This is a genomic window from Serratia proteamaculans (assembly GCF_004684015.1).
Classification (GTDB): Bacteria; Pseudomonadota; Gammaproteobacteria; order Enterobacterales; family Enterobacteriaceae; genus Serratia; species Serratia proteamaculans_F.
In genome coordinates this window covers 128,486-153,921 of the sequence record NZ_SRIA01000017.1, presented here as the reverse complement: position 1 = coordinate 153,921, position 25,436 = coordinate 128,486, and the positions used below count along the sequence as shown (strand labels likewise).

At 53.8% G+C, this 25,436-nt stretch carries 22 protein-coding genes; 12 read left to right on the top strand and 10 right to left on the bottom strand.

What is annotated here, in order from left to right:
- Window positions 1–343 precede the first annotated feature (343 nt).
- From topA to E5C26_RS13560, 4 genes are all read left to right on the top strand, one after another.
- Window positions 344–2,941, top strand: coding sequence for a type I DNA topoisomerase (topA, locus tag E5C26_RS13575; protein ID WP_135316793.1), 2,598 nt, complete (start codon window positions 344–346; stop codon window positions 2,939–2,941).
- A 359-nt stretch (window positions 2,942–3,300) separates the two neighbouring features.
- A complete protein-coding gene (gene cysB / locus E5C26_RS13570; protein ID WP_012145383.1) occupies window positions 3,301–4,275 on the top strand; it encodes an HTH-type transcriptional regulator CysB in 975 nt (324 codons plus the stop codon).
- A gap of 114 nt (window positions 4,276–4,389) precedes the next feature.
- Complete coding sequence (locus E5C26_RS13565) at window positions 4,390–4,926, top strand: DUF2778 domain-containing protein (RefSeq protein WP_135316792.1); 537 nt, start codon at window positions 4,390–4,392, stop codon at window positions 4,924–4,926.
- Complete coding sequence (locus E5C26_RS13560; protein ID WP_135316791.1) at window positions 4,923–5,156, top strand: hypothetical protein; 234 nt, start codon at window positions 4,923–4,925, stop codon at window positions 5,154–5,156. Before E5C26_RS13565 ends, E5C26_RS13560 begins: the two co-directional genes overlap by 4 nt.
- Window positions 5,157–5,206: 50 nt before the next feature.
- Here the strand turns inward: E5C26_RS13560 and E5C26_RS13555 are convergent, their stop codons facing one another.
- Entirely contained in the window at window positions 5,207–5,815 is a 609-nt protein-coding gene (locus E5C26_RS13555; RefSeq protein WP_135316790.1) for a hypothetical protein, read from the bottom strand.
- Between the two features lie 299 nt (window positions 5,816–6,114).
- On the bottom strand, window positions 6,115–7,830 hold the full coding sequence (locus tag E5C26_RS13550; protein WP_135316789.1) for a hypothetical protein: 1,716 nt from the start codon (window positions 7,828–7,830) through the stop codon (window positions 6,115–6,117).
- Window positions 7,831–8,140: 310 nt separating this feature from the next.
- On the opposite strand from E5C26_RS13550, the gene acnA reads away from it, so the two are divergent.
- Window positions 8,141–10,813, top strand: coding sequence for an aconitate hydratase AcnA (gene acnA / locus E5C26_RS13545; RefSeq protein ID WP_135316788.1), 2,673 nt, complete (start codon window positions 8,141–8,143; stop codon window positions 10,811–10,813).
- Between the two features lie 51 nt (window positions 10,814–10,864).
- Here the strand turns inward: acnA and ribA are convergent, their stop codons facing one another.
- Complete coding sequence (gene ribA, locus E5C26_RS13540; protein WP_012145380.1) at window positions 10,865–11,458, bottom strand: GTP cyclohydrolase II; 594 nt, start codon at window positions 11,456–11,458, stop codon at window positions 10,865–10,867.
- Between the two features lie 277 nt (window positions 11,459–11,735).
- Between ribA and pgpB the strand changes: the two genes are divergently transcribed.
- The 3 genes from pgpB (at window position 11,736) to lapB (ending at window position 14,397) form a co-directional block, all read left to right on the top strand.
- Window positions 11,736–12,506, top strand: coding sequence for a phosphatidylglycerophosphatase B (gene pgpB / locus E5C26_RS13535; protein WP_135316787.1), 771 nt, complete (start codon window positions 11,736–11,738; stop codon window positions 12,504–12,506).
- Window positions 12,507–12,918: 412 nt separating this feature from the next.
- Window positions 12,919–13,221 (top strand): LapA family protein, encoded by a 303-nt coding sequence (locus E5C26_RS13530; protein WP_017893019.1) that lies wholly within the window; start codon window positions 12,919–12,921, stop codon window positions 13,219–13,221.
- 6 nt (window positions 13,222–13,227) lie between these two features.
- Entirely contained in the window at window positions 13,228–14,397 is a 1,170-nt protein-coding gene (lapB, locus tag E5C26_RS13525) for a lipopolysaccharide assembly protein LapB (protein ID WP_012145377.1), read from the top strand.
- 52 nt (window positions 14,398–14,449) lie between these two features.
- Here lapB and E5C26_RS13520 read toward each other — a convergent pair whose 3' ends face one another.
- Together E5C26_RS13520 and bhsA are read right to left on the bottom strand one after the other, a co-directional pair.
- A complete protein-coding gene (locus E5C26_RS13520) occupies window positions 14,450–14,737 on the bottom strand; it encodes an Arc family DNA-binding protein (RefSeq protein WP_135316786.1) in 288 nt (95 codons plus the stop codon).
- 170 nt (window positions 14,738–14,907) lie between these two features.
- The gene (bhsA, locus tag E5C26_RS13515; RefSeq protein ID WP_135316785.1) at window positions 14,908–15,168 is read right to left on the bottom strand and encodes a multiple stress resistance protein BhsA; all 261 of its coding nucleotides are present in this window, start codon (window positions 15,166–15,168) and stop codon (window positions 14,908–14,910) included.
- A gap of 328 nt (window positions 15,169–15,496) precedes the next feature.
- On the opposite strand from bhsA, the gene pyrF reads away from it, so the two are divergent.
- Window positions 15,497–16,225: an orotidine-5'-phosphate decarboxylase gene (pyrF, locus tag E5C26_RS13510; protein WP_135316784.1), complete on the top strand. Its 729-nt coding sequence runs from the start codon at window positions 15,497–15,499 to the stop codon at window positions 16,223–16,225.
- Window positions 16,226–16,236: 11 nt separating this feature from the next.
- Window positions 16,237–16,563 (top strand): stress response translation initiation inhibitor YciH, encoded by a 327-nt coding sequence (gene yciH / locus E5C26_RS13505; RefSeq protein ID WP_135316783.1) that lies wholly within the window; start codon window positions 16,237–16,239, stop codon window positions 16,561–16,563.
- Window positions 16,564–16,753: 190 nt separating this feature from the next.
- Here yciH and osmB read toward each other — a convergent pair whose 3' ends face one another.
- Complete coding sequence (osmB, locus tag E5C26_RS13500) at window positions 16,754–16,972, bottom strand: osmotically-inducible lipoprotein OsmB (RefSeq protein ID WP_004945176.1); 219 nt, start codon at window positions 16,970–16,972, stop codon at window positions 16,754–16,756.
- A gap of 363 nt (window positions 16,973–17,335) precedes the next feature.
- Here osmB and araD point away from each other — a divergent pair, with 363 nt between their 5' ends.
- Window positions 17,336–18,031 (top strand): L-ribulose-5-phosphate 4-epimerase, encoded by a 696-nt coding sequence (gene araD, locus E5C26_RS13495; RefSeq protein WP_135316782.1) that lies wholly within the window; start codon window positions 17,336–17,338, stop codon window positions 18,029–18,031.
- Between the two features lie 48 nt (window positions 18,032–18,079).
- Here araD and E5C26_RS13490 read toward each other — a convergent pair whose 3' ends face one another.
- From E5C26_RS13490 to E5C26_RS13480, 3 genes are read right to left on the bottom strand one after another with little or no spacing between them, the layout of a single operon-like run.
- Window positions 18,080–18,826, bottom strand: coding sequence for a DeoR/GlpR family DNA-binding transcription regulator (locus E5C26_RS13490; RefSeq protein WP_135316781.1), 747 nt, complete (start codon window positions 18,824–18,826; stop codon window positions 18,080–18,082).
- Window positions 18,827–18,874: 48 nt separating this feature from the next.
- Complete coding sequence (locus E5C26_RS13485; protein WP_135316780.1) at window positions 18,875–21,307, bottom strand: formate C-acetyltransferase/glycerol dehydratase family glycyl radical enzyme; 2,433 nt, start codon at window positions 21,305–21,307, stop codon at window positions 18,875–18,877.
- Window positions 21,308–21,311: 4 nt separating this feature from the next.
- A complete protein-coding gene (locus E5C26_RS13480; RefSeq protein ID WP_135316779.1) occupies window positions 21,312–22,211 on the bottom strand; it encodes a glycyl-radical enzyme activating protein in 900 nt (299 codons plus the stop codon).
- Between the two features lie 146 nt (window positions 22,212–22,357).
- Between E5C26_RS13480 and fsa the strand changes: the two genes are divergently transcribed.
- Window positions 22,358–23,023 carry a fructose-6-phosphate aldolase gene (fsa, locus tag E5C26_RS13475; protein ID WP_135316778.1) on the top strand — a complete coding sequence of 222 codons (666 nt, stop codon included), beginning with the start codon at window positions 22,358–22,360 and terminating at the stop codon, window positions 23,021–23,023.
- A gap of 82 nt (window positions 23,024–23,105) precedes the next feature.
- On the opposite strand, the gene E5C26_RS13470 is transcribed toward fsa, so the two are convergent.
- Window positions 23,106–25,163, bottom strand: coding sequence for a carbon starvation CstA family protein (locus E5C26_RS13470; RefSeq protein WP_135316777.1), 2,058 nt, complete (start codon window positions 25,161–25,163; stop codon window positions 23,106–23,108).
- Window positions 25,164–25,436 lie beyond the last annotated feature (273 nt).

Sequence of the window (25,436 nt, the reverse complement as noted above, 5' to 3'; positions counted from 1 at the left end):
TCTGGATGGCCAGCACTATCAGCCGATTGGCGAAATCTGCCTTTCCGTGCTAATTAGGTTGCGTGGCGCTTTTTATCAGGTACAGTGTGGGATTTTGCGGCGTCGGGTGGAAGGTTTTGTTTACGCCATAAATGAGTTTCACACGGCCATACTTCTGGGGCATGAGTGAATGGCTGGCAAGATCAACAACTTGCGTTCAGGTTGAGCAGTTAAGCAGCCATTAGAAAAAAACATGTTGATCTCTTGCCAGAGTGCCGCAATATAAAAAAGAGATACGAATCGCTGCGGCAAGGCGAGATAAAAGACTTCTTTTTAGAAGAAATAAAATTAGGTAAAGGTAAATATGGGTAAAGCTCTCGTAATAGTTGAGTCCCCGGCAAAAGCCAAAACTATTAATAAATATTTAGGTAATGACTACGTGGTGAAGTCCAGCGTCGGTCATATCCGTGATTTGCCGACCAGTGGCTCAGCCAGCAAAAAGAGCGCTGACTCAACCGAAGACAAAGCCAAGAAGAAAGTTAAAAAAGATCCGACGACGGCGCTGGTAAATCGTATGGGCGTCGATCCCTACCATGGCTGGAAAGCGCATTACGAAATCCTGCCGGGTAAAGAAAAAGTTGTTGCCGAGTTAAAGTCGTTAGCGGAAAACGCCGACCACATTTATCTCGCAACCGACCTTGACCGCGAAGGGGAAGCCATTGCCTGGCACCTGCGGGAAGTTATCGGTGGTGACGACAAACGCTTTAGCCGCGTGGTGTTTAACGAAATTACCAAGAACGCGATCCAAAACGCGTTCAAACAGCCCGGCGAACTGAATATTGACCGTGTCAACGCACAGCAGGCGCGTCGCTTTATGGACCGCGTAGTGGGTTACATGGTTTCGCCACTGCTGTGGAAAAAAATTGCCCGTGGCCTGTCCGCTGGGCGAGTGCAATCCGTTGCGGTTCGACTGGTGGTGGAGCGTGAGCGCGACATCAAAGCCTTCGTGCCGGAAGAATACTGGGAGTTGCACGCCGATCTGTTGGCGAAGGGTGATACCGCGCTGCAGATGGAAGTGACTCATGCCCACGACAAACCCTTCAAACCGGTTAACCGTGAGCAAACTCACGCCGCACTCAAAGTGCTGGAAAAAGCCCGTTATACGGTACTGGATCGCGAAGACAAGCCGACCAGCAGCAAGCCGGGTGCACCTTATATTACTTCTACGTTGCAGCAGGCGGCCAGTACCCGTCTGAGCTTTGGCGTGAAGAAAACCATGATGATGGCTCAGCGCCTGTATGAAGCCGGTCACATCACCTATATGCGTACCGACTCCACCAACCTGAGCCAGGATGCGCTCGAGATGGTGCGTGGTTATATCGGTGACAACTTCGGCGACAAGTACCTGCCGAAAGCGCCGAACCAGTACAGCAGCAAAGAAAACTCGCAGGAAGCTCACGAAGCCATCCGTCCGTCGGATGTCAACGTGCTGGCCGAGCAGTTGAAAGATATGGAAGCGGATGCGCAAAAACTGTATCAGCTGATTTGGCGCCAGTTTGTGGCCTGTCAGATGACACCGGCGCAGTACGATTCCACCACGCTGTCGGTGAAAGCCGCTGATTACCAGCTGCGTGCCAAAGGCCGTACGCTGCGTTTCGATGGTTGGACCAAAGTGATGCCTGCTCTGCGTAAGGGTGATGAAGACCGCACCTTGCCGTATGTTGAAGTAGGCAGCGATCTGGAACTGCAGAAGCTGATCCCAAGTCAGCACTTTACCAAGCCGCCAGCGCGTTATAGCGAAGCGTCATTGGTAAAAGAGCTGGAAAAACGAGGTATCGGGCGTCCATCGACCTACGCTTCAATCATCTCAACCATTCAGGATCGTGGTTATGTGCGAGTCGAAAGCCGCCGTTTCTACGCTGAGAAAATGGGTGAGATCGTTACCGATCGTCTGGAAGAGAATTTCCGCGAGCTGATGAACTATGACTTCACCGCACGCATGGAAAACGGTCTGGACCAGGTAGCCAACAACCAGGCTGAGTGGAAAGCGGTGCTGGATGAGTTCTTTGCCGAGTTCAGCGAACAGCTGGAAACTGCCGAGAAAGAGCCGGAAGAAGGCGGCATGCGCCCGAATCAGATGGTGATGACCAGTATCGATTGCCCAACCTGCGGTCGCAAGATGGGTATCCGTACTGCCAGCACCGGCGTTTTCCTGGGTTGCTCCGGCTATGCATTACCACCGAAGGAACGTTGCAAAACCACCATTAACCTGGTGCCGGAAACGGAAGTGCTCAACATTCTCGAAGGGGATGACGCGGAAACCAACGCCTTGCGTGCCCGCCGTCGTTGCCAGAAGTGCGGCACGGCGATGGACAGCTACCTGATCGATAACCAGCGTAAGCTGCACGTGTGCGGTAACAACCCGGCGTGTGACGGCTATGAGATCGAAGAGGGTGAATTCCGCCTGAAAGGGTACGACGGTCCTGTGGTTGAGTGCGATAAATGTGGTTCTGAAATGCACCTGAAAATGGGGCGCTTCGGCAAGTACATGGGTTGCACCAACGAGAGCTGCAAAAATACCCGTAAGATCCTGCGTAACGGTGATGTTGCACCGCCGAAGGAAGATCCGGTTCCATTGCCGGAACTGCCATGCGAAAAGTCGGACGCTTACTTTGTTCTGCGTGACGGCGCTGCCGGCGTGTTCCTGGCGGCCAATACCTTCCCTAAATCGCGCGAAACCCGTGCGCCGCTGGTGGAAGAGTTGGCCCGCTTCAAGGACCGTCTGCCTGAGAAACTGCGTTATCTGGCGGATGCGCCGGTGGCAGATGCGGAAGGCAACAAAACGCTGGTGCGTTTCAGCCGCAAGACCAAGCAGCAGTACGTCTCTGCAGAGAAAGACGGCAAAGCCACTGGCTGGTCCGCTTTCTACATTGATGGCAAATGGGTTGAAGGCAAAAAGTAAATTTGCAGCCTGCATGCAACATTAAAAACCAGCCCATGTGGCTGGTTTTTTTATTGGTCAAAGAGGCCTAACGGATCTATCCTTGGCTGTTTTTCCCTCCTGGGGCCGGGGTTTCACCTTGATCGCAATGCAAAATAATCGTTACCACAGTGTGACGTGGATCTATACTTGAAGCTGTAGCGTGATATAGTGGTTATATAAAAAGTTTTTTTATGATTAAAGCTTATTAACAACGGCGGTTTCTTCAGCGTCTGGGTGAAACACGGGGTTTAGGGCTTGTTACTTTTCAGCATACCGGGGCGACACCGATATACCTGGCTGCGGCTCAACGCAGTGTTTAACCTAGGATGGTATAAGATATGAAATTGCAGCAGCTTCGTTACATCGTGGAAGTGGTTAACCACAACCTGAATGTCTCCTCGACGGCAGAAGGGCTTTACACTTCACAACCTGGTATCAGCAAGCAGGTGCGGATGCTGGAAGATGAACTGGGCATCCAGATTTTCGCCCGTAGCGGCAAGCACCTGACTCAGGTGACTCCGGCAGGCCTGGAAATTATCCGGATCGCCCGTGAAGTCCTGTCCAAAGTAGATGCCATCAAAGCCGTCGCCGGCGAGCATACCTACCCGGACAAAGGCTCACTCTATGTAGCCACTACCCACACCCAGGCCCGTTACGCGCTGCCTAACGTAATTAAAGGCTTCATTGAGCGTTATCCGCGTGTTTCGCTGCATATGCATCAGGGGTCGCCGACGCAAATCGCCGAAGCGGTATCCAAAGGCACCGCAGACTTTGCCATTGCCACTGAAGCGCTGCACCTCTATGACGATTTAATCATGCTGCCGTGTTACCACTGGAATCGCGCGGTGGTAGTAAAGCCCGATCATCCATTAGCCGGTAAAAGCCACATCACCATCGAAGAGTTGGCGGCTTACCCCATCGTTACCTATACCTTCGGTTTCACTGGCCGTTCCGAGTTGGATACCGCGTTTAACCGCGCCGGTCTGACGCCACGCATCGTGTTCACCGCGACCGACGCCGACGTGATTAAAACTTACGTGCGCCTGGGGCTTGGTGTGGGGGTGATTGCCAGCATGGCTGTGGATCCGGTTCAGGATCCAGACCTGGTGACGGTAGATGCGCGTGATATCTTCACTTACAGCACCACCAAAATCGGTTTCCGCCGTAGCACCTTCCTGCGCAGTTATATGTACGATTTCATCCAGCGCTTTGCACCGCATTTGACGCGCGACGTGGTCGACAGCGCCGTTGCGCTGCGTTCCAACGAAGAGATTGAAGCGATGTTTAAAGACATCAAGCTGCCGGAGAAGTAAGCCGCCAGGTTAATGAGTGACAGTAGATTTTTGGCACTCAGAATTTCATTATTCAAAACGGGTCGGAATATCGGCATAATCGTTAGCCTGCTTAATGAATAGGGAGGTTCAGCGGTGCAGATATGTAGAATGGATTACAACGATCTTTCATCAGATGGGAAGATCGTTAAATTGCACTGTTACGGTGTAGGGACGTTTGATGTGTTGTCGGGTATTGAGCGTTATATCAACAACCCAAACTGTTCAGACCGTGAGAAGGCTGCTATTCCACCGGGAACATATTGGATCGTTGATCGTCCAGCTGGCAGTGCCCTCAATCAAATACGTGCTGAACTTATCGACATGGTTCATCTTTATAAGAATCATCATTCTGAGTGGTTCGGTCTTTATAATAATGAGACGATGAGCGATCGCGTTTTCGTCAATGGTGCCAGCCGTGGAAGCTTCAGACTTCATCCCCTGAATACTGATGGTAGTGGTGTATCCTGGGGCTGTATTACGTTGTATAAAGCGACTGACTTCCAAATCTTTAGACGTTCTCTGTTGAACCGCAAGAAAGTGCGTGTACCGGGAGGTAGAGGGCTGATGGCGTATGGACGTATCGATGTGCGGGGTGTGCCTGACTATAGTAAATGTGTGGTATCAAGATGAAAAAGGGCCTTTGGGTTGTCTTGTTTTTGTTACTAACCATTCTGCTGTTGTTGCTCCTGCCTGATGGGATTTTCAACATTTTCGTATCCCAAAATATAGAAATTAGCGGTGACGGCGAGGTTGCAATGAACAACTTCGAGAGCGCTATTATTCTTATCAAGCTGGGAGTGTCCGCAGTTATCGCCATTGTCCTGATAACCATCGTCAAACGTGTCATGCGTAAACGCTAATATCGGTGATAAAATCCTGTTTGCAACAAAGACGATGAAGCATCAGCACTTTACTCGCTACCGTTTATGGCCAGTTTCTGCTGCACGGCAAGCAGGGTGCGGCGTCTTATCCAACCGCTGGCCGGGCGAATGGCTCCCCAATAGCAGGCGAAACGCGTTTTTACCTGGGGCGTAGGGCACCAGACAAAGGTTTCCGTAGTTAGCATTGCCCAACCGGCACTGTCCTGCGTGACGTTAAAGCGCAACACCAGTTTAGCCGCATCGGGATCGTTGAAATGTTCGAACTCTTCCGCACTGGCCAGACTTGCCACCCCCATGGTCGGGCGCCAGAAACGACCGGCCAATCCAAGAGCGATTTCATTACTGCTCTGATGCAGCAGGGTAAAAGTGTCGAAACCAAATGCAGCGGCTGGCGTAGTATTTTTGGTGTTGGTGAACCATTGGCGTAGCTTCGTGGGTAACTGACGCAGCATCAGTAACCGACTAATGATCGGATCCTCTGCCATATCCAGCGAAAGCACTGCCTGAATAATGGCTTCAGGTGTGGCATTAATGGGGGCTGATTGATGTTTTTCATGAAAGCTGAAGGCGGGAATATGGGGCGGAGCACCTTCCCAGCGCTGACACTCACGTTCACTGACGAATCCCAAAAATGCCACCGTTCTCTCCTGAGTTAAATATTATTTCCGTCACCATCAACAAATATCTGCCGATTGTAGCTTAAATCGTCCAAATACTGGCACTATCGATGTAGTAGCTCCCTATGCCTGCCATAGATGAATTAATCTCAATCTGGAAATGTGTTGCCTAAGCTGGTTTGGCTGACTTGATGTTCTGCATTGTCGCCAAGACCCAATCAGTGGTGTTTACCAGACTGATAATGCGATTTACACCGATACATCTCCATCTTCCCCCGGACATATAGGCCGCCCAACGGATAGTGAGGGCGGCCTGCATATCAAACTTCTTTACCCAGAGCGGCTAATTCCGCCACTTTCAATCCTGAGCCGTTAGCACCACTGAATGTACACATCCATCCTGGTGACTGGTTTGCTAATGCCTCTCGCTTCAGAATCAGAGTGCCTTTTTGAATGATGCCGCTGATTTCGGCATAGCTGTTATCAACATAAATAATGGCCGGAGAAGTTTTGCCGATGCTGATGTTATTGCCAGTGGCCGCAATAGATTCTTGCCCGATCACCACGTTATGCACTGCGCTGCAGTTGGCACCAGGTAGCGTCAGATCGCCAAAAATATGACACCCGGCGACGCTGACTCGCTGCGCCGTCGCTCCTGCGATCAAGCTACCGGTAATCTGACTGTTGCTAATCTTAAGCCCGCCGGCAGACCCCAATGGCGCGCCAGCCGCTGCTGCGACCGTGACATCACCATTAATCCTGCTATTGGTGACCAAAGTTGAACCCGATATCACCACCGTTCTCAGGTAATTCAGTACGCTGTTGCTGATCTGGTAATCCCCCTGGATATTGCTGGATATATACAGGCCATTGCAGATGGTGTTATCGAGTTTGATACGGCCATTACCTATGGTGGTGGTATCGTAAGGGTAAATATCGCCTGAAAGGCGGTTACAGCCGTTGATCACCATTTGGGCGTATGGACCATATGAAATCGCCCGCGTGAAATTGCTAATGCCACATTCGGTTAACCAAACTTCGCCTCCTACCTTGATAAAGGTCCCTAGTGGCCAATGGCCTTCACCCAGACTACCGCCAGGACGCTCCGCATGGATCCGCGTAAAGTGCATTTGAATGCCGCCACGAACCTCAACAAATGGTGTAACGTTGTTAAGCTCGAAAGAACCGTCAAAAAAGCGATTAAAATTACTTTGATCGCCAGGGCGGGTACTCATGATCAATAACGGTGGGTAAGCGGTCGCGTCCGGATTGGCGACATCCGCGAGATTGGTGTAGCTGTAACCGTCCTTCATGCGGCCAGAGGCAAAAACGGAAACGCGGTTGAAGTTGTTATCGAAAGCATTGTCGAGGTACAGTGCCGATCCTCGAAAATTTTGTATGGCGACATCTTCCCACAGGGTGGCAGTGGTGCGGCAATAAACACCGTGGCAGTACGCTCGACCTTTTTCATCTTGTGCAGGGTCAACGATACTGGTACCAATCCCTTGAACCATCAGGCTACGTAGAGTGAGTTGCTGGAATCCGAAGGGTTCGCCCCAGCAATGAATCGCCCCATAGTCGCCGCAACCGGCGCTGCGAGGAATATTAAAATCGAGTACGGTACCCGAAGCGCCGTGCCCACCTTGTCCTTCCAAAAACCAGTCTTTTTTGTAATCCAGCACGATTGGTTTTTTAAAGTTCAATGTCCCACGTGGAAACACGATTTTGGCTACGTTCCCACTGAATGTCGAAGCATGACTGAGCAATGCATCCATCGCATTATCCCAGTTGTTATTAGCGGTCTTAAACCAGGCAAGTTGAAGCGTATTACCGTCTCTTACCAGGCACCAGTGTTTGCCTGTATTGGTGACTACCACCAGCGTGCCGTCATCAGGTCTGTTGTCATCTGCTTTATGAACATAAAAAAGCACACGATCGGCAGTACCGCGCAACAGAATTACCTGCCCCTCTGATTCGGGTTCTGTCTCCCTCAATGCTGTCACGTTGGCAAGGGTGTTGATCTTGGTTTCGGCCATGTTTTTCTTCCCAGATAGTGAGATGTTGATATGCAAGCTGGGGCATCCTGATGGTTGCTCCGGTGCATGACTTTGCCCGGGAAGCGTAACTCCAGAGGAAAGGAGGGGCACTTTGTTCACGTCCTGTCAGGTTTCACTAAACATGCATACTTAACTTATTGAGCTACCAACAGTTCTTTCAGTTGATTACTTCTGCCTATCGTTATGATCAAAACGTGTTGTTATCAAAACGTTACATCATCTTTGTGTTATCTTTAAGTAAGACCTCAGTGATTACCCTGTTTTATGCATAATAAGAAATGGAGGAGCTATGTCGTCCGATCTTCGTGAAACGAGTATGGATAAGCTGGTTGCGCTCAATAGTGAGTATCGCTATTACAGTCTGCCACTGGCCGCGAGACAGCTGGGTGATATCGACCGGCTGCCAAAATCAATGAAAGTGCTGTTGGAAAACCTGTTACGCCATGTGGATGGCGACACCGTGCAGGTTGACGACCTGAAAGCTATCGTTGGCTGGTTACAGACCGGCCATGCCGACCGCGAGATTGCCTACCGTCCGGCCCGTGTACTGATGCAGGATTTTACCGGCGTGCCTGCGGTGGTGGACCTGGCCGCGATGCGTGAAGCCGTGCAGAGATTGGGCGGCAATGTTGACCAGGTTAACCCGCTGTCACCGGTCGATCTGGTGATTGACCACTCGGTCACCGTTGATGAGTTCGGCGATGACGAAGCGTTTGAAGAAAACGTGCGTATCGAAATGGAGCGCAACCACGAGCGCTATACCTTCCTGCGTTGGGGGCAGAAAGCCTTCAACCGCTTCCGCGTAGTACCGCCGGGCACCGGTATCTGTCACCAGGTTAACCTGGAGTATCTTGGCCAAACCGTGTGGCACACCGACGAAAGCGGTCAGCGCATTGCCTATCCGGACACGCTGGTAGGCACCGACTCCCACACCACCATGATTAACGGCCTGGGCATTCTTGGTTGGGGCGTGGGTGGTATCGAAGCCGAAGCGGCGATGCTTGGTCAGCCGGTATCGATGCTGATCCCGGACGTGGTGGGCTTTAAACTCACCGGTAAACTCAGTGAAGGCATTACCGCTACCGACCTGGTGTTGACCGTCACCCAGATGCTGCGTAAGCACGGCGTCGTGGGCAAGTTTGTTGAGTTCTACGGTGATGGCCTGGCGGATCTACCGCTGGCTGACCGAGCGACCATTGCCAACATGTCGCCGGAGTTTGGTGCGACCTGTGGCTTCTTCCCGGTGGACGAAGTGACGCTGGGGTATATGAAACTGAGTGGCCGCAGCGATGAGCAAATCGCGCTGGTGGAAGCCTACGCCAAAGTGCAGGGCATGTGGCGCAACCCTGGCGACGAGCCGGTGTTTACCAGCACTCTGGCACTGGATATGTCGACGGTGGTAGCCAGTCTGGCCGGGCCGAAGCGCCCGCAGGATCGAGTGGCACTGCCAGAGGTGCCCAAGGCTTTCAATGCCGCTACCGAGCTGGAGATCGGCAACCAGCAACGAAAATCCGAATTCAAGCCCTTCACCCTTAATGGGCAGCAGCACGACCTGCATAACGGCGCTGTGGTGATCGCCGCCATTACTTCCTGTACCAACACCTCTAACCCCAGCGTAATGATGGCAGCCGGCCTGCTGGCGAAAAATGCGGTGAAAAAAGGGCTGCGAACCAAACCCTGGGTGAAAACCTCTCTGGCGCCGGGATCCAAAGTGGTAACCGACTATTTCGACAGCGCCAAGCTGACGTCCTATCTGGAAGAGCTCGGGTTTAACCTGGTGGGTTACGGCTGTACTACCTGTATCGGTAACTCTGGGCCGTTGCCTGAGCCTATTGAGCAGGCGATTAAAGAGGGCGATCTTACCGTGGGTGCGGTGTTGTCAGGTAACCGTAACTTCGAGGGCCGTATCCATCCGCTGGTGAAGACCAACTGGCTGGCCTCGCCACCCTTGGTGGTCGCCTATGCGCTGGCCGGCAGTATGAAGATTGATCTGACCAAAGAACCGCTGGGTGAAGGCCGTGACGGCCAGCCGGTTTATCTGAAGGATATTTGGCCGAGCAGCCAGGATATTGCCCAGGCAGTCGAGGAAGTGCGTACCGAGATGTTCCATAAGGAATACGGTGCGGTATTTGACGGTGACGCCAACTGGCAGTCGATTCAGGTTGCCGGTTCGGCCACCTATCCATGGCAGGCGGACTCCACCTATATTCGTCATCCGCCGTTCTTCAGCAGCATGAAAGTACAGCCAGACCCGGTGCAGGACATCAAGGACGCCCGCATCCTGGCAATCCTGGCCGACTCGGTGACCACCGACCATATCTCACCGGCAGGGAACATCAAACGCGACAGCCCGGCAGGCCGCTATCTGAGCGATCACGGCGTTGCGGCGCTGGATTTCAACTCTTACGGTTCGCGCCGTGGTAACCATGAAGTCATGATGCGTGGCACCTTTGCCAACATCCGCATCCGTAACGAAATGGTGCCGGGAGTTGAAGGGGGTTATACCCGCCATATCCCGTCACAGAATCAGTTGTCGATCTACGATGCTGCGATGCAGTATCAGCAGGAGCAGGTACCGCTGGCGGTGATAGCCGGTAAAGAATACGGTTCCGGCTCCAGCCGTGACTGGGCTGCGAAGGGGCCACGTCTGTTGGGGGTTCGCGTGGTGATTGCCGAGTCCTTTGAGCGTATTCACCGTTCCAACCTGATTGGTATGGGTATTTTGCCGCTGGAGTTCCCGGCAGGTGTGACGCGCAAAACGCTGGGGCTGAGTGGTGATGAGCAGATCAGTGTCAGCGGGTTACAAACGCTGAAACCAGGGCAAGTGGTGCCGGTGCTGATCACTTATGCCGATGGGCGTAAGGAAGTGGTTAATACCCGTTGCCGTATCGATACCGGCAATGAGCTGACCTACTATGAAAATGACGGCATCCTGCACTACGTGATCAGGAAAATGCTGTAATAAAAAGGGCGCCTTTCATTCATGGCGCCCTGATTTTTCCCCGAGAGGAAATTACTCTTGGTCCAGCAAATGGCCCATTTTTGCGGCCTTGGTGGCCAGGTAACGCTCGTTCTTCGGGTTGCGACCGACGATCAGTGGCACACGCTCGGTAATGTTGATACCGGCTTCGGTCAGGATCTCGACCTTTTTCGGGTTGTTGGTCAGTAAACGCACCGCATCCACGCCCAGCAGTTTGAACATGTCCGCACACAGGGTGAAATCACGTTCATCCGCAGCAAAACCCAACTGGTGGTTGGCTTCTACCGTATCAGCGCCCTTGTCCTGCAGGGCATAGGCACGGATCTTGTTCAGCAAACCGATATTACGACCTTCCTGGCGATGGTAGAGCAGGATACCGCGACCTTCTTCCGCGATATGCTCCAGTGCGGCTTCCAGCTGAAAACCGCAGTCGCAGCGCAGGCTGAATAAGGCATCACCGGTCAGACACTCAGAATGTACCCGTGAGAGTACCGGTGTTGCGCCAGAAATATCCCCGAACACCAGCGCCAGATGATCGTGTCCGGTTGCCAGTTCTTCGAATCCTACCATCAGGAAATCGCCCCAAGGTGTTGGCAATTTGGCCTCTGCCACCCGTTTAAGCTGCATGTTGCTCTCCACAAATACTTCCGATTCAACCATGGTTGCGCATCCTACTTCCGGCCCAGTGAGCTGACCAGTATTAAATGCACAACGACGATCGGCATTTCATTAATTATCGGCTATTTTGCCATAACTTCTTGCCCTGAGGTGCTTAGCAAATCAGCATCCGGCGTTTTCAGCCAACTATTATTGCAATAGGCTGTTTATCTGTTTAATTTTTCGAGTGTTATCAATATTGCAAGATTGTTACACTGCAAATGGGCTTATGCAAAGGACAATGGGAATGTTTGAGATTGCAAAACGTACGGCGGCAGGCGCACTAGTGCTGTTGCTGATGCCGCTGGCGGTATGGATTTCCGGCTGGCAATGGCAACCGGGTGGCGATGGCAGGTTGTTGAAAGGCCTGTACTGGATGACTGAAACAGTCACTTCGCCCTGGGGGATCCTCACCAGTATTATTCTTGGCGCCTGGTTTCTGTGGTGCCTGCGTTTTCGTATCAGACCGGCCATTGGGTTGTTGGTGCTGCTCAGCGCGTCGATTCTGATCGGACAGGGCGTGAAGTCCTTGATCAAGGATCGCGTGCAGGAGCCACGGCCATTTGTGCTGTGGTTAGAGTCGGCCCACCAGATTGATGAAAAGTACTTTTACTCGCTCAAACGTAAAGAGCGTGGCGCATTGGTGAAAGAACAACTTCAGGATCAAGCGCTGGTACCGGTATGGCTGCGTGAGCACTGGCAGTTTGAGACCGGCTTTGCATTCCCTTCCGGGCACACGATGTTTGCCGCCAGTTGGGCGCTACTGGGCGTAGGGCTGTTGTGGCCAAGACGGCACTACAAGACCGTAGCGGTCTTGATGGTGTGGGCAATAGGTGTCATGGGCAGCCGTTTGCTACTGGGTATGCACTGGCCGCAGGATTTGGCGGTGGCGACCCTGATCAGTTGGCTGTTGGTGACGATAGCTTGCTGGTTAGCCCAACGCTGGTTTGGCCCTTTGACGCCACCGCCGCAAGAGCAGCAGGAAATTGCGGAAAGAACCTCGGCGGACAAAAGATAGGTGACGCCGTCACTTAATGCGGGGCCGTTATGGCGCCGCATTAACCGCTTACATTTCCCGTCATTGCAATTCTCATTAATGCCCCCACATCCTTATTAATCTATTATTTTGAGAAGCTTTCTCATTAATTTGTTCGGGAGCGTCGTTTACTGTCGAATATGCCAGCAGATATGTGGTTTTATCGTGCCGCAGGGTTTCCCTGCCACGATGGGAAATGCTAACTTAAAGGTTAGGGAAGCCACGTATTGGCATATACCCGTCATCTTTCAAGTCGCAGCGTTGTTATCTGCACTCGCTCACACCAGTTACTTACTTGATAAGCGCCTGGAGATGAGCGAGCTGGTCGCCTAGCTGAAACTTGAAAGCTATAGGGTAGAATTCATCCGATTAACTCGGCATCGCGGGAAAGAATGTGAAATATTTGCTGATTTTTTTGTTGGTTCTGGTGATTTTCGTGATTTCTGTCACGTTGGGCGCGCATAACGATCAGGTTGTGAGTTTTAACTATCTGGTTGCGCAGGGCGACTATCGCGTATCGACCCTGTTGGCGGCGTTGTTTGGCGCCGGTTTTGTTCTCGGCTGGGTCATTTGTGGCCTGTTTTATCTGCGTACCCGCATTGCGCTGGGGCGAGCCGAACGCAAAATCAAAAGGCTGGAACTGCAGCTTGAACAACCTGCTGAATCGGCAGCTCCGTCCGTTGTCAGCAAGGAATAACCTTCTATGTTAGAGCTGCTGTTTCTGTTGTTGCCCGTGGCTGCCGCGTACGGCTGGTACATGGGGCGCAGAAGTGCTCAACAGGACAAACAACAGGAAGCCAACCGTCTGTCGCGTGAGTATGTGGCCGGGGTTAACTTCCTGCTTTCCAACCAGCAGGATAAAGCGGTCGATCTGTTCCTTGATATGTTGAAAGAGGACAGCAACACCGTAGAAGCCCACCTGACGCTGGGCAACCTGTTCCGTTCGCGCGGCGAAGTCGACCGCGCAATCCGCATCCATCAGGCACTGATGGAAAGCGCCTCCCTGACCTTCGAACAACGCCTGTTGGCCGTGCAACAGCTGGGGCGAGATTATATGGCTGCCGGCATGTACGACCGTGCCGAAGACATGTTCGGCCAGTTAATCGGCGAAGAAGATTTCCGCATTTCCGCGTTGCAGCAACTGTTGGTGATCCACCAGGCAACCAGCGACTGGCAAAAAGCCATCGACGTGGCGGAAAAACTGGTCAAGTTGGGTAAAGATAAACAACGTATCGAGATCGCCCATTTCTACTGCGAACTGGCATTGCAGGCGATGGGCAGTGACGATCTCGATAAGGCAATGGGCTTGCTGAAACGAGCGGCCTCGGCAGATAAACAGTGCGCCCGCGTATCTATCATGGTGGGGCGCATTTATATGGCGCAGGGCGAATACGCCAAGGCGGTTGAGTCACTCACGCGGGTGCTGAACCAGGATAAAGAGCTGGTGAGCGAAACTTTGCCGATGCTGCATGAGTGTTACCAGCATCTGGAACAGCAACAGGATTGGGCTGACTTCCTCAAACGCTGTGTCGAAGAAAATACCGGTGCCACCGCTGAGCTGATGCTGGCGGAAATTATTGAGCAGAATGAAGGCCGTGACGTGGTGCAGGTCTATATCAACCGCCAGCTCCAGCGTCACCCGACGATGCGTGTATTCTATCGCCTGATGGATTATCACCTGGCAGATGCGGAAGACGGCCGTGCGAAAGAAAGCCTGTTGTTACTGCGTGATATGGTCGGCGAACAAATTCGTACCAAACCGCGTTATCGCTGCCATAAATGCGGATTTACTGCACACTCGCTGTATTGGCATTGCCCGTCATGCCGGGCCTGGTCATCGGTTAAACCGATACGCGGGCTCGATGGGCAATAACCTGCAATAAAAACGGGGCTGAAATAGCCCCGTTTCTTATGATGTTAGCGGTTTATTTTTTCTTGCCGGCTTTGACGCCACCTTTCAGCAACTGACGCAGCTTTTTCAATTCTTTCTGGTTCAGCGGCTGCTCAATTTCTTCCTCAACTTCCTGATTATCGATTTCACCGTGATGCAACTCCGCCGACTTTTTAGCGGCTTTAGTCGGTAAGTCGAAGCTATTTTCAAGGCGTTGACAGACCTCGGCGCTCAGAGAAAGTTGGTTATCGGCGGCAATAGCCCGAATTTTCTCTTTGAGTTCCAGAGGGATTTTAATCGTTAGTGTAGATATCTCGCTCATTTTGAAGCCTTTCTGCGGGAAGATTGCCTTCAAGCTAAGCCAGTCGGGAGTGAGAGTCTAGTGTGTAATAAAAATTTAATATTTCTGTAACATTGAGCGGGGGAATAATGAACGGTCTGGCGGGAGGAATAGGGGTAGAGCCCGGCGTGCCGGGCCCTATACCAAAATGCTTATTTGTAAATGACTGCGCTGCCACTTAGCATGTTATTACCACCGGCAGAGATAATGCGGTAGCTGCTGGCGCCCTGGGCTTCGGCTTTGGCGGCCAGTTTGGCTTCCAGGCCGCTCAGCGTGGTGGCATGGCCTGCAGAAACGACGCCGGATGCGGTCAGGCTGGTGGCCTGCTGCAGATCCACCGGTTCAGCGGCGAAGGTAGCAAAAGAGGTCATGGCGATAGCGGCTGCTGCTGCAAAATATTTGATGCTTTTCATAAGTAACTCCAGTCTGTTTATTTAGGTTGGAAGCCGTTCGCTTCCGATGTGTTGAATAATAAAGCATCCACGTAGATTTAAAATCTGATAATGCTGAGCATGTTGTTCAAAATATCTGATTAACAATTTACGCATCTTTACGGCGCTTTACGCAGCCTGGGTTAATGGCGTCGGGGCTATATTGACGCTTGATGACGAACCTGGGGCTAAGATTACTTAACTGCAGGGTGCGCTGCGGCTGGGATTTCTGTCGGCTGGCATGTAGAATGCGGCGGTCAGTTTGGCGGGTTGTTACCTGGTTATGTCCATTTTACAGAAGGTAGAAGAAATGAAGTCTGAAAATAACATTAATAACAATGACTTAAAATCATCTCCGATCATCGTTGCACTTGATTACGCCGATATTGGCGCAGCATTGGCCTTTGCCGATCGTATCGATCCGCAGGACTGCCGGCTAAAAGTGGGCAAGGAAATGTTCACCCTGTTTGGACCGCAACTGGTGCGCGACTTGCACGCCCGCGGTTTCGACGTATTCCTGGATTTGAAATTCCACGATATTCCCAATACCACCGCCCGTGCGGTAGCGGCAGCGGCCGAGCTGGGCGTGTGGATGGTTAACGTCCACGCCAGCGGCGGTGCCCGTATGATGACCGCAGCCAAAGAGGCGTTGCTGCCTTATGGCGCGCAGGCGCCGTTGTTGATCGCCGTGACCGTGCTTACCAGCATGGAGGCGGAGGATCTGCAGGCTATCGGCATTGACCTCTCACCGGCCGAGCAGGCGGAACGACTGGCGCGTCTGACCCGTGATTGCGGACTGGACGGCGTGGTCTGTTCTGCGCATGAGACCGAACGCCTGAAAGCGGCCTGTGGCCAACAGTTCCAGCTGGTTACGCCGGGTATCCGTCCTGAAGGCAGCGATGCCGGCGATCAGCGCCGCATCATGACGCCGGTGCAGGCACAGGCGGCCGGTGTTGACTACATGGTGATTGGGCGCCCGATCACCCAATCCGCCGACCCTGCCGCTACGCTGAGCGCCATTCGCGCTTCACTGGCCTGAAGGAGCTACTGATGAAGGACGATAACAGCCGTCTGGTTTACTCCACCGACAGCGGGCGCATCAAGCAGGAAGAAGTTAAGCCACAGCGCGAGAAAGGTGACGGCATTGTGCGTATTCAACGCCAGACCAGCGGGCGCAAGGGGAAGGGCGTTTGTTTGATTTCCGGTGTTGATCTCGACGATGCAGCGCTGGAAAAACTGGCCGCCGAGCTGAAAAAGAAGTGTGGCTGCGGCGGTTCGCTCAAGGACGGGGTGATTGAGATCCAGGGCGATAAGCGCGATCTGCTAAAACAGTTGCTGGAAGCCAAAGGGATGAAGGTCAAACTGGCGGGCGGTTAATCGCTGGGGGAATTGCCATGCCGCGGTGTAATGCTGCGGCATGGCAGTGGGTGATGCTGCCGGGCGTTAACCCGTTAATGGCAATGATGCCATTGACTAATAGTAAAACAGACCTGAAATATTCTTTATTATGGTTAATACGTCAAAGCGTAAACGCTTTTGCCAGCCTGTCGGCTAGTGGCCGGTCAGGTTATTTACCTACCTGATGACCAATAATGCCCCCAACGGCGGCCCCGCCGAGCGTACCGAGTGCGCTACCATCGGTCAACACCGCGCCGCCTACAGCCCCCGCACCGGCACCGATAGCGGTGTTACGGTCACGTTTGGACATGTTGGAACAAGCGCTGAGTGAAAACGCCAGCGTAAGCGCCAGAGCGGCAGTGGCGAAACGTTTATTGATAATCATCATAGTGACTTCTCCTTAGCATTGGCTTATGGGAGTGCCCTATAAGTATAGGCATGAACCCTAAATTCGGCCTGCTATTGGCTCCCAAAGCGTATCGATATAAAAAATGGCATTTTTTGTTAAAGGCAGAACAATTGAAAAGCTAAAAGCGCTCTCTCTGCCAATATCCACTATAAGCCTCTGCCTGACGATAAACAGGTAAATAGTCCTAAAGTCCATTTCCCCGCCTTTTGCAGGCCATTTCTTCTGTGCCCCACAGTTCTCGGTTTCCAGCAGAAGGCTACGCGGTCTTTAGCGATTTACGCCATACCCTCTCAGGGGCAGCCTGCCGACAATATTCCCAACAGGCTTAATCGGGAAAGACAAATGCTTAACGATCTCAAGCAGCAGGTATTAGAGGCCAACCTGGCCCTGCCACGCCATCATCTGGTGACTTTCACCTGGGGTAACGTCAGTGCTGTCGATCGTCATGAGGGGCTGATGGTGATCAAGCCGTCGGGGGTAGAGTATGCATTGATGATCCGTGACGATATGGTGGTGGTGGAGCTGGAAAGCGGCAAAGTGGTGGAGGGGAGTAAAAAACCGTCATCGGACAGTGATACCCATCGGGTGTTGTACCTGGAATTTGCCGCTGCCGGGGGGATTGTTCACACTCATTCGCGGCACGCCACCATCTGGGCGCAGGCGGGGCTGGATATTCCGGCATGGGGCACCACTCACGCCGATTATTTTTATGGCGACATCCCCTGTACCCGTCAGATGCGCAATGAGGAGATCAATGGCCGCTATGAGTGGGAAACCGGCAAGGTGATCGCCGAAACCTTTGCCGAACGCCAGTTGGATCCGGCGGCGATACCGGCGGTGCTGGTGCACTCACACGGTCCCTTTACCTGGGGAAAGGATGCGGAAAACGCGGTGCATAATGCGGTGGTGCTGGAAGAGATTGCCTACATGGGGATTTTTTCGAGCCAACTGACACCGGGGCTGGCGAACATGCAGCAGACGCTGCTTGATAAACATTACCTGCGCAAGCACGGTAAAAATGCCTATTACGGTCAGTAACTCTCAGGTAGGCCGTCGTGTGACGGCCAACATTTTCCCGTCTGGCACCTAGTCGTTCACTATATCCAACTGTATTCCCTGGCGTTTCAACTGGTGTTGATAGTCCAGCGACAGCCGCGAATCGGTGATCACCCGATGCACTTTTCCCTGCTGAGTCAGCGGATTGGGCTGGATTTGTCCAAATTTGGACGAGTCGGTCAGGACAATATTTTCTACGCCCTTCGCCAGCACGGCATTAACCACATCGGCGCGCATCATATCGCGACCGGTAAAGCCGGTGTCCGCATGGTAGCCGTCAATGCCGATAAACGCCTTGCTGAAATGCACCTGCTGAATGCATTGTCGCGTCAACGGCCCGACCACGGTTTCGCTTTTTTTCTGATACATGCCGCCCAGCACGATCACTTCGCAGTCGGTCTCTTTCAGCAGGTTGGCGATATAGTGGCTGACGGTGATCAGCGTGATGCGCTTGCGTTCGGCAATGTAGCGAGCCAACAGCGCGTTGGCACTGCCGCTTTCGATAAAGATGGTTTCATCGTCGTTCACCAGCGATGCGGCATATTGCGCCAGCTTTTGCTTGAGGGTGAAGTTGGACATCATGCGGGCATCGACGTCGTCACTTTCCAGCGCCAGCGCGGAACCATGTACCCGCTTCAAATAGCTGCGCTTCTCCAGCAGATTCAAATCCTGACGGATGGTCACCTCAGAAACGCCGGTAGCGGCAGCCAGATCGCTGACGCTGATGCGTCGGCGATCGTTAACCAATTGCAATATTGTCTGTTGTCTTGAATTCATATCAACCTGATGTGCGGCCACCAAGGTGCGGCCGCTAATATTTGTTGTTTAAATAGTATGTTCTGTTCGCGCAATAATATCATCCTGCGCGTCAGGGGATAATGCGGTAAAGAACGCGGAATATCCAGCAACGCGAACCACTAAATCACGATATTGGTCAGGATGTTGCTTCGCTTCCAGCAGGGTTTCCCGCGACACAATGTTGTACTGTACGTGCCAGCCTTGATAGTCCTCAAAGAAGGTGCGCAGCATCAACATCAGCTTTTCACGATCGGCCGGGTTTTCCAGCGTGGCCGGGTTGAGCTTCTGGTTCAGCAGCACGCCACCAAGAATTGAGGCGGTGGGCAACTTGGACAGTGAATTGAACACGGCAGTTGGCCCGAGATGGTCGGTACCCGATGCCGGGCTGGCACCTTCCGCCAGCGGCGTATGCGCTTTGCGCCCATCCGGGGTTGCCAGGGTAGCGGCACCAAAGGGCACGTTAGCCGAAATGGACGAGGTGCCGGCGTAGTAAGTGCCGCCGATCGGGCCACGACCAAAGCGGGTATTGTGGTACTGCCCAAGCTCGTCAATGTAGGTTTGATAAGCGCGCACCAGTAATTGGTCGACCTCATCCACGTCATTGCCGTATTTTGGCGCGGTGTTGAGCAGCCGCTGACGTAACTGCTCGCCGCTCAGCCCGTCAAAGTCATTGGCCAGCGCTGCCGCCAACTGCTGCTGGCCGATCGCACCCTGTTCGAACACCAGTTTACGCACTGCCGCCAGACTGTTGCCCAGGTTGGCGATACCGACCTGCAGGCCCGAAACCCAGTCGTATTTTGCACCGCCTTGCTTAATGCTTTTGCCGCGTTCGATGCAGTCGTCCACCAGCGCTGAACACAGGATGTCGTGAGCATTTTCTTCCAGTACGCTATCGACCACGCACTCAATTTCAATCGACTTACGGGTGTAATAGCGGATCTGGCTGTCCCAGACGCCCAGCACCTGATCGAAATGGCTGAAATTGCCCCGCGACAACGCCAATTCCTGGGGCAGGAACACCTTGCCGGAAGTGGCATCACGCCCTTGTTCCAGCGCTGCCAGCAAGACTCGGGCGAAGTTGATAAAACTCATGCCGGTGCAGCGATAACCCCATTTTCCGCCAACGGCGGTTTCGATGCAGCCAATCGCCGCATAATCATAGGCATCCTGCACCGCTACCCCCAGCTTGATAAATTCGGGAATGACAATCTCATCGTTGTTGAAGGCCGGCATACCAAACCCACAGCGGATCACCTGCACGCAGGCATCGAGAAAGTCGCTGCTCATCCCGGCATGGTAGCGAACACTGAGATTGGGTTGGGTCGAGCGCAGACGGCCGCAGGACTCCAGAATGGCATAGGACAAAGGATTCACCGCGTCGCGAGGTTTGCCATCGACCAACTGCTGTCCGCCGATAGTGACGTTCTGATACAGCGGGCTGCCTGCAGAGGCCTTGGAGTGCGAGCCAGAACGGATCTTGTTTATCTCCAGCAGTTTCAGCCAGCAACTGTGCAGCATTTCAATCGCCCGCTCGCGTGGCAGAGTTTGCTCCAGCTCGACATCGCGGCGATACCAGGGGTACAGATATTGGTCGAGGCGGCCAAAAGACACCGAATGGCCGTTGGATTCAATTTGTAGCGTTAGCTGAATGAAGTAACACAGTTGCAGCGCCTGCCAGAAGGTCTGCGGTGGGCGGTGAGCGATCAACTCGCAGTTTTCCGCGATGGCCAGCAGTTCCTCACTCCGCCAGCGGCGACTTTCCGCCTGTGCCATGCTGCGCGCCAGTGCGGCAAAGCGCAGGATATGTTCGCTCAGGGCTTCCAGCGTCAGGTCGATAGCCTTCAGGAACTGCTCCTGCTGCAACTCTTGCCAGTCGGTGAGGTGAATGCGGCTGCGGCGCTCGTCCACCTTGTCGCGTAGCCCGTCGAGGCCTTTTTCCAACAGCAGTGGGAAATTCACCGCCAGGTGGGCATCTCCCGAAGTCATATTCCCTTCGGCCTTGATGATGCCGGTGGCCAGTAGCGCCTGTTGTTCATCGGTGAACATGCCGTAGCAGCGGTCTTGTACCGTCTGGCCACGCCACCACGGGCATATCCGGTGCAGGATGGCCTTATTCTCTTCGCTAATGGAGAAACCGGCACCCGGACGGTCGGCCAACTGGTCAATCTCGTCTTCGATCCAACTGACGGTATATTCCGGGAAGATTGGTGCGGCGCGCAATTCACTGGCCTGATTGCCGATAATCAGCTCATCGTTGTCGATTCTCAGGGTGCGTTTGGCCAGATGATTGGCTAATGCCAGCGCCCGGCGCACCGGCAAGGGTTTGTCCAGGTGCTGCTGATAGGCTTCGGTATAGTGCTGTGCGCGTTCGGTACAAACCGGCGGTTTGACGATATGGATCAGCGCGTTCTTGTGGGCCAGGGTGCGTTCGGTCAGGGTGGTCAAGTCCAGCGTGGTCATGATGTTATCCTCGCAAAATAGCGGCCAATCCCTTGGTTTTGGCGTACTGCTCGGCATAGGCCAGCAGGTCGGGCGCATCCAGTGGGGTACGGGCGGCGTGATAGGGTTCGCCGAGCAGGTGGTATTTGTTGATGCCCAGCGTGTGGTACGGCAAAAAATGAATCTCTTTGGCGCCGGCTTCATCGGCGGCGAAATCGACAATCGCGCGGACAGAATCGCGATCGGCGTTAAACTCCGGGATCAGCGGCACGCGCACAATAGTTTGGGTACCGCGCTCAGCCAGCCGACGAAAATTGTCCATTACCCGTTTGGCGGATCCGCCGGTCCACTGTTTGAAGCGTCGCTCATCGACGTGTTTCAGATCCGCCAGCATCAGGTCAAGCCAGGGCAGTGAAGGGGCGATGTACGACCAGGGGGTATGCAGGCAAGACTCCACTGCGGTATGAATTCCAGCCTCACGACTGCGGCGCAGCAGTTCTGCCGCCACGGTCGGTTGCATAAAGGGTTCGCCGCCGGACAGCGTCAGCCCACCGCCGGTCCGCAAATAAAAGGGGCGGTCGCGCAGGACCTCGGCCATGATAGCGTCGATATTTATCGCGCTACCGCACAGGCTGAGCGCGCCGGTTGGGCAACGGGCAGCCAATACGGCATAATCTTCATAGCTGAGTAAATCGCGCTGGATCACCAGATTATCGTCTATCCGCCGGACAGCCTGCGTAGCCTCTTCGCTGCACAGCGTGCAGCCGCCAAGACACAGGCGTGGGTCGAACAACAGGTCTGCGTTTCGCGCCCGGCTTTCGGGGTTCTGGCACCAGAGGCAGCCAAGCGAGCAGCCCTTCAGAAACACTACGCTGCGAATGCCTGGGCCATCATGGGTGGAATAGCGCTGCAGATTGAAAATCACGAGTCACCTGTCATTCGGTTGCTTTTCTGTTTTCATTAAAGTTGTTTCGAATGAAAGTTGATTTGATTTCGATCAAATATAAACGTATTGCATGTCCTACTATGACCAGAGTTTGAATTCGCCCACAGAAGATTCAGGAGTCCGTAATGGAGCTATATCTCGATACCGCTGATGTGAACGCCGTGAAACGCCTGGCGCGCATCCTTCCGTTGCATGGTGTGACCACCAATCCAACTATTGTTGCCAAAGAGGGGAAACCGATTTGGGAGGTGTTACCGGCGCTGCGTGATGCAATGGGGGGCACCGGTAAGCTGTTTGCTCAGGTGATGGCCAACGATGCCGAACTGATGGTGGCAGAAGCGACACTGCTTCATCAGCGAGTGCCAGGGCTGGTGGTGAAGGTGCCTGCGACCGCAGAAGGGCTGGCAGCGATTAAGAAACTCAAGGCGATGTCGATCCCGACGTTGGGGACGGCGGTCTACGGCGCCGGTCAGGGATTGTTGGCGGCACTGGCTGGGGCGGAGTACGTAGCGCCTTACGTTAACCGTCTGGATGCGCAGGGCGGTGACGGCATCAAGATGGTGCAGGAGCTGCAACAGTTGCTGACGATGCATGCACCAGGAGCCAGGGTGCTGGCCGCCAGTTTTAAAACGCCGCGTCAGGCACTGGCGTGTTTACTGGCCGGTTGCCAGGCCATCACCTTGCCGGTCGACGTGGCCGAGCAGTTCCTTGCCGCCCCTGCGGTACAGGCGGCGGTAGAGAAATTCGAACAGGATTGGCAGGGGGCCTTTGGGACTAACTTATTGAACTGAGATGTAAACAAAGAAAAGGGCACTGTTCAAGTGCCCGGTTGCTTAAATGTAGGGGCGCTGCATGCCGCGCCCAATCGCAGGTTTAGCCATTCTCACGCAGGACGATCGGCGACTCCTGCGCCGTAGGCTGACTGGAGTTCAGCGCACGGCGGATCACAAAGAAGGCGGAGATCAGCATGGTTACCGCCACCAGCATAAAGAAAGCACAGAGCGCGGCGTTAATCTGGTTGCTGAACACGATGGTTTCCATATCCTTTAAGGTCTTGGCCGGTGCGATTAACGTACCTTGCTCAATACCGGTAGAGAACTTCTTCGCCTGCGCCAGGAAGCCGATACTCGGTTTTTCATGGAAGATCTTCTGCCAGCCGGCGGTCATTGAGGTGATAAACAACCAGACGGTGGGCAGGATAGTCACCCAGGCGTAGCGCTGTTTTTTCATTTTGAACAGCACCACGGTACCGAGGATCAGCGCCATCGACGCCAGCATCTGGTTACCGATACCGAACAGCGGCCACAGGGTATTGATGCCGCCGAGCGGATCGACCACCCCTTGATAGACAAAGAACCCCCAGCCGGCGACCGCTACCGTCGTCCCCGCCAGATTACCGAACCACGAACGGTTGTTGGCCAGCCGTGGGATCGCCACGCCAACCAGATCCTGCACCATAAAACGGCAGGCGCGGGTCCCGGCATCGACGGCGGTCAGAATAAACAGCGCTTCGAACAAAATGGCGAAGTGATACCAAAATGCCATCATCGCGCGGCTGTTAAACACCTCGGTAATGATGTGCGCCATACCGACCGCAAAGGTCGGTGCACCACCGGCACGCGACAGAATCGAGTGCTCCCCGACGTCTTTGGCAATCATCGTCAGGGTTTCCGGGGTGATCATAAAGCCCCAACCATTGATCACCTGCGAGGCATTTTCCACCGTGGTGCCAATCAGCGCCGCCGGTGAGTTCATGGCGAAGTAAACGCCCGGATCGATGACCGACGCGCAGATCAGCGCCATGATGGCAACGAAAGACTCCATCAGCATGGCACCGTAGCCGATAAAGCGGATATGGCTTTCACGCTCTACCAGTTTCGGTGTTGTGCCGCTGGACACCAGCGCATGGAAGCCGGAAATCGAGCCGCAGGCGATGGTAATAAACAGGAACGGGAACAGCGATCCGGCAAACACCGGGCCGCTACCGTCGATAAAGCGCGATACTGCCGGCATTTTCATTTCCGGCATCGCGAAGACGATGCCAATCGCCAGCCCGATAATGACGCCAATCTTCATAAAGGTGGACAGATAGTCACGCGGCGCCAACAGCAGCCACACCGGCAGCACCGAGGCGACAAAACCGTAGACCACCAGCACCCCGGTCAGTGTAGTGCCGTGCAGCGTGAAGAACGGGCCCCAGTAGGGGTCTTGCGCCACATTGCCGCCGTAAATAATCGCCAGCAGCATCAGGGCAAAACCCACCACCGAAATTTCGGCGATTTTACCCGGCCGGATAAAGCGCATATACACGCCCATAAACAGCGCGATAGGAATGGTGGCGGCGATAGTGAACAGGCCCCATGGGCTATCGGCCAATGCTTTTACCACCACCAGTGCCAGCGCAGACAGAATGATAATCATCACTCCCAGCGCACCCAGCATGGTGATCACTCCGGCGAAGGCGCCCAGTTCCTGCTTGGCCATTTCCCCCAGCGAACGCCCATCGCGGCGCGTGGAGATAAACAGGATCAGGAAGTCTTGCACGGCACCGGCCAACATCACCCCAACCAGGATCCAGATGGTGCCGGGCAGAAAGCCCATTTGTGCCGCCAGGATCGGGCCAACCAACGGTCCGGCACCGGCGATAGCGGCAAAGTGGTGACCAAACAACACCCATTTGTTGGTGGGCACGTAGTCCAGTCCGTCGTTGCGACGTTCCGCCGGCGTCATGCGGCGATCGTCGAGCTCAAAGACTTTCCTGGCAATAAACAGGCTGTAGAAGCGGTAAGCGATGCTGTAACAGGCGACTGCCGCTACCACAAGCCAAACCGCATTGACATGCTCCCCACGGCTTAGCGCCAGCATGGCGAAGGCAAATGCGCCCACCAACGCCACCGCCAGCCAGATGATCCCGGACTTGACGTTTTTCATGATCAACAACTCCTTGGTGCGCAGAAATAAAAAAGAGAAGCTCTTATTGGAGAATGGATACAAATTAAAAGTAGGAGTTTTGTGCGTGAAGAACAGCAGGTCGGATGAGAAATGTGAAGCTGGTTGAGTAATAGCGTAAAAACAATGTGATGGTGCTGTAGCGGCCCCCTCATCTATGGCGCAATGACATCGGCACCATTATTCAGGCGACGAAAAAAAACACCGGAGGTTGACCCGTCCGGTGTTTGTCTGACCTAAGTGAATCTTGCGAGA

Excerpts from the sequence above, each read along its gene's own strand:
- topA (WP_135316793.1), top strand. The coding sequence starts at position 344 with ATGGGTAAAGCTCTCGTAATAGTTGAGTCCCCGGCAAAAGCCAAAACT.
- cysB (WP_012145383.1), top strand. The coding sequence starts at position 3,301 with ATGAAATTGCAGCAGCTTCGTTACATCGTGGAAGTGGTTAACCACAAC.
- E5C26_RS13560 (WP_135316791.1), top strand. The coding sequence starts at position 4,923 with ATGAAAAAGGGCCTTTGGGTTGTCTTGTTTTTGTTACTAACCATTCTG.
- E5C26_RS13550 (WP_135316789.1), bottom strand. The coding sequence starts at position 7,830 with ATGGCCGAAACCAAGATCAACACCCTTGCCAACGTGACAGCATTGAGG.
- acnA (WP_135316788.1), top strand. The coding sequence starts at position 8,141 with ATGTCGTCCGATCTTCGTGAAACGAGTATGGATAAGCTGGTTGCGCTC.
- ribA (WP_012145380.1), bottom strand. The coding sequence starts at position 11,458 with ATGCAGCTTAAACGGGTGGCAGAGGCCAAATTGCCAACACCTTGGGGC.
- pgpB (WP_135316787.1), top strand. The coding sequence starts at position 11,736 with ATGTTTGAGATTGCAAAACGTACGGCGGCAGGCGCACTAGTGCTGTTG.
- lapB (WP_012145377.1), top strand. The coding sequence starts at position 13,228 with ATGTTAGAGCTGCTGTTTCTGTTGTTGCCCGTGGCTGCCGCGTACGGC.
- E5C26_RS13520 (WP_135316786.1), bottom strand. The coding sequence starts at position 14,737 with ATGAGCGAGATATCTACACTAACGATTAAAATCCCTCTGGAACTCAAA.
- bhsA (WP_135316785.1), bottom strand. The coding sequence starts at position 15,168 with ATGAAAAGCATCAAATATTTTGCAGCAGCAGCCGCTATCGCCATGACC.
- pyrF (WP_135316784.1), top strand. The coding sequence starts at position 15,497 with ATGAAGTCTGAAAATAACATTAATAACAATGACTTAAAATCATCTCCG.
- yciH (WP_135316783.1), top strand. The coding sequence starts at position 16,237 with ATGAAGGACGATAACAGCCGTCTGGTTTACTCCACCGACAGCGGGCGC.
- osmB (WP_004945176.1), bottom strand. The coding sequence starts at position 16,972 with ATGATGATTATCAATAAACGTTTCGCCACTGCCGCTCTGGCGCTTACG.
- araD (WP_135316782.1), top strand. The coding sequence starts at position 17,336 with ATGCTTAACGATCTCAAGCAGCAGGTATTAGAGGCCAACCTGGCCCTG.
- E5C26_RS13490 (WP_135316781.1), bottom strand. The coding sequence starts at position 18,826 with ATGAATTCAAGACAACAGACAATATTGCAATTGGTTAACGATCGCCGA.
- E5C26_RS13485 (WP_135316780.1), bottom strand. The coding sequence starts at position 21,307 with ATGACCACGCTGGACTTGACCACCCTGACCGAACGCACCCTGGCCCAC.
- fsa (WP_135316778.1), top strand. The coding sequence starts at position 22,358 with ATGGAGCTATATCTCGATACCGCTGATGTGAACGCCGTGAAACGCCTG.
- E5C26_RS13470 (WP_135316777.1), bottom strand. The coding sequence starts at position 25,163 with ATGAAAAACGTCAAGTCCGGGATCATCTGGCTGGCGGTGGCGTTGGTG.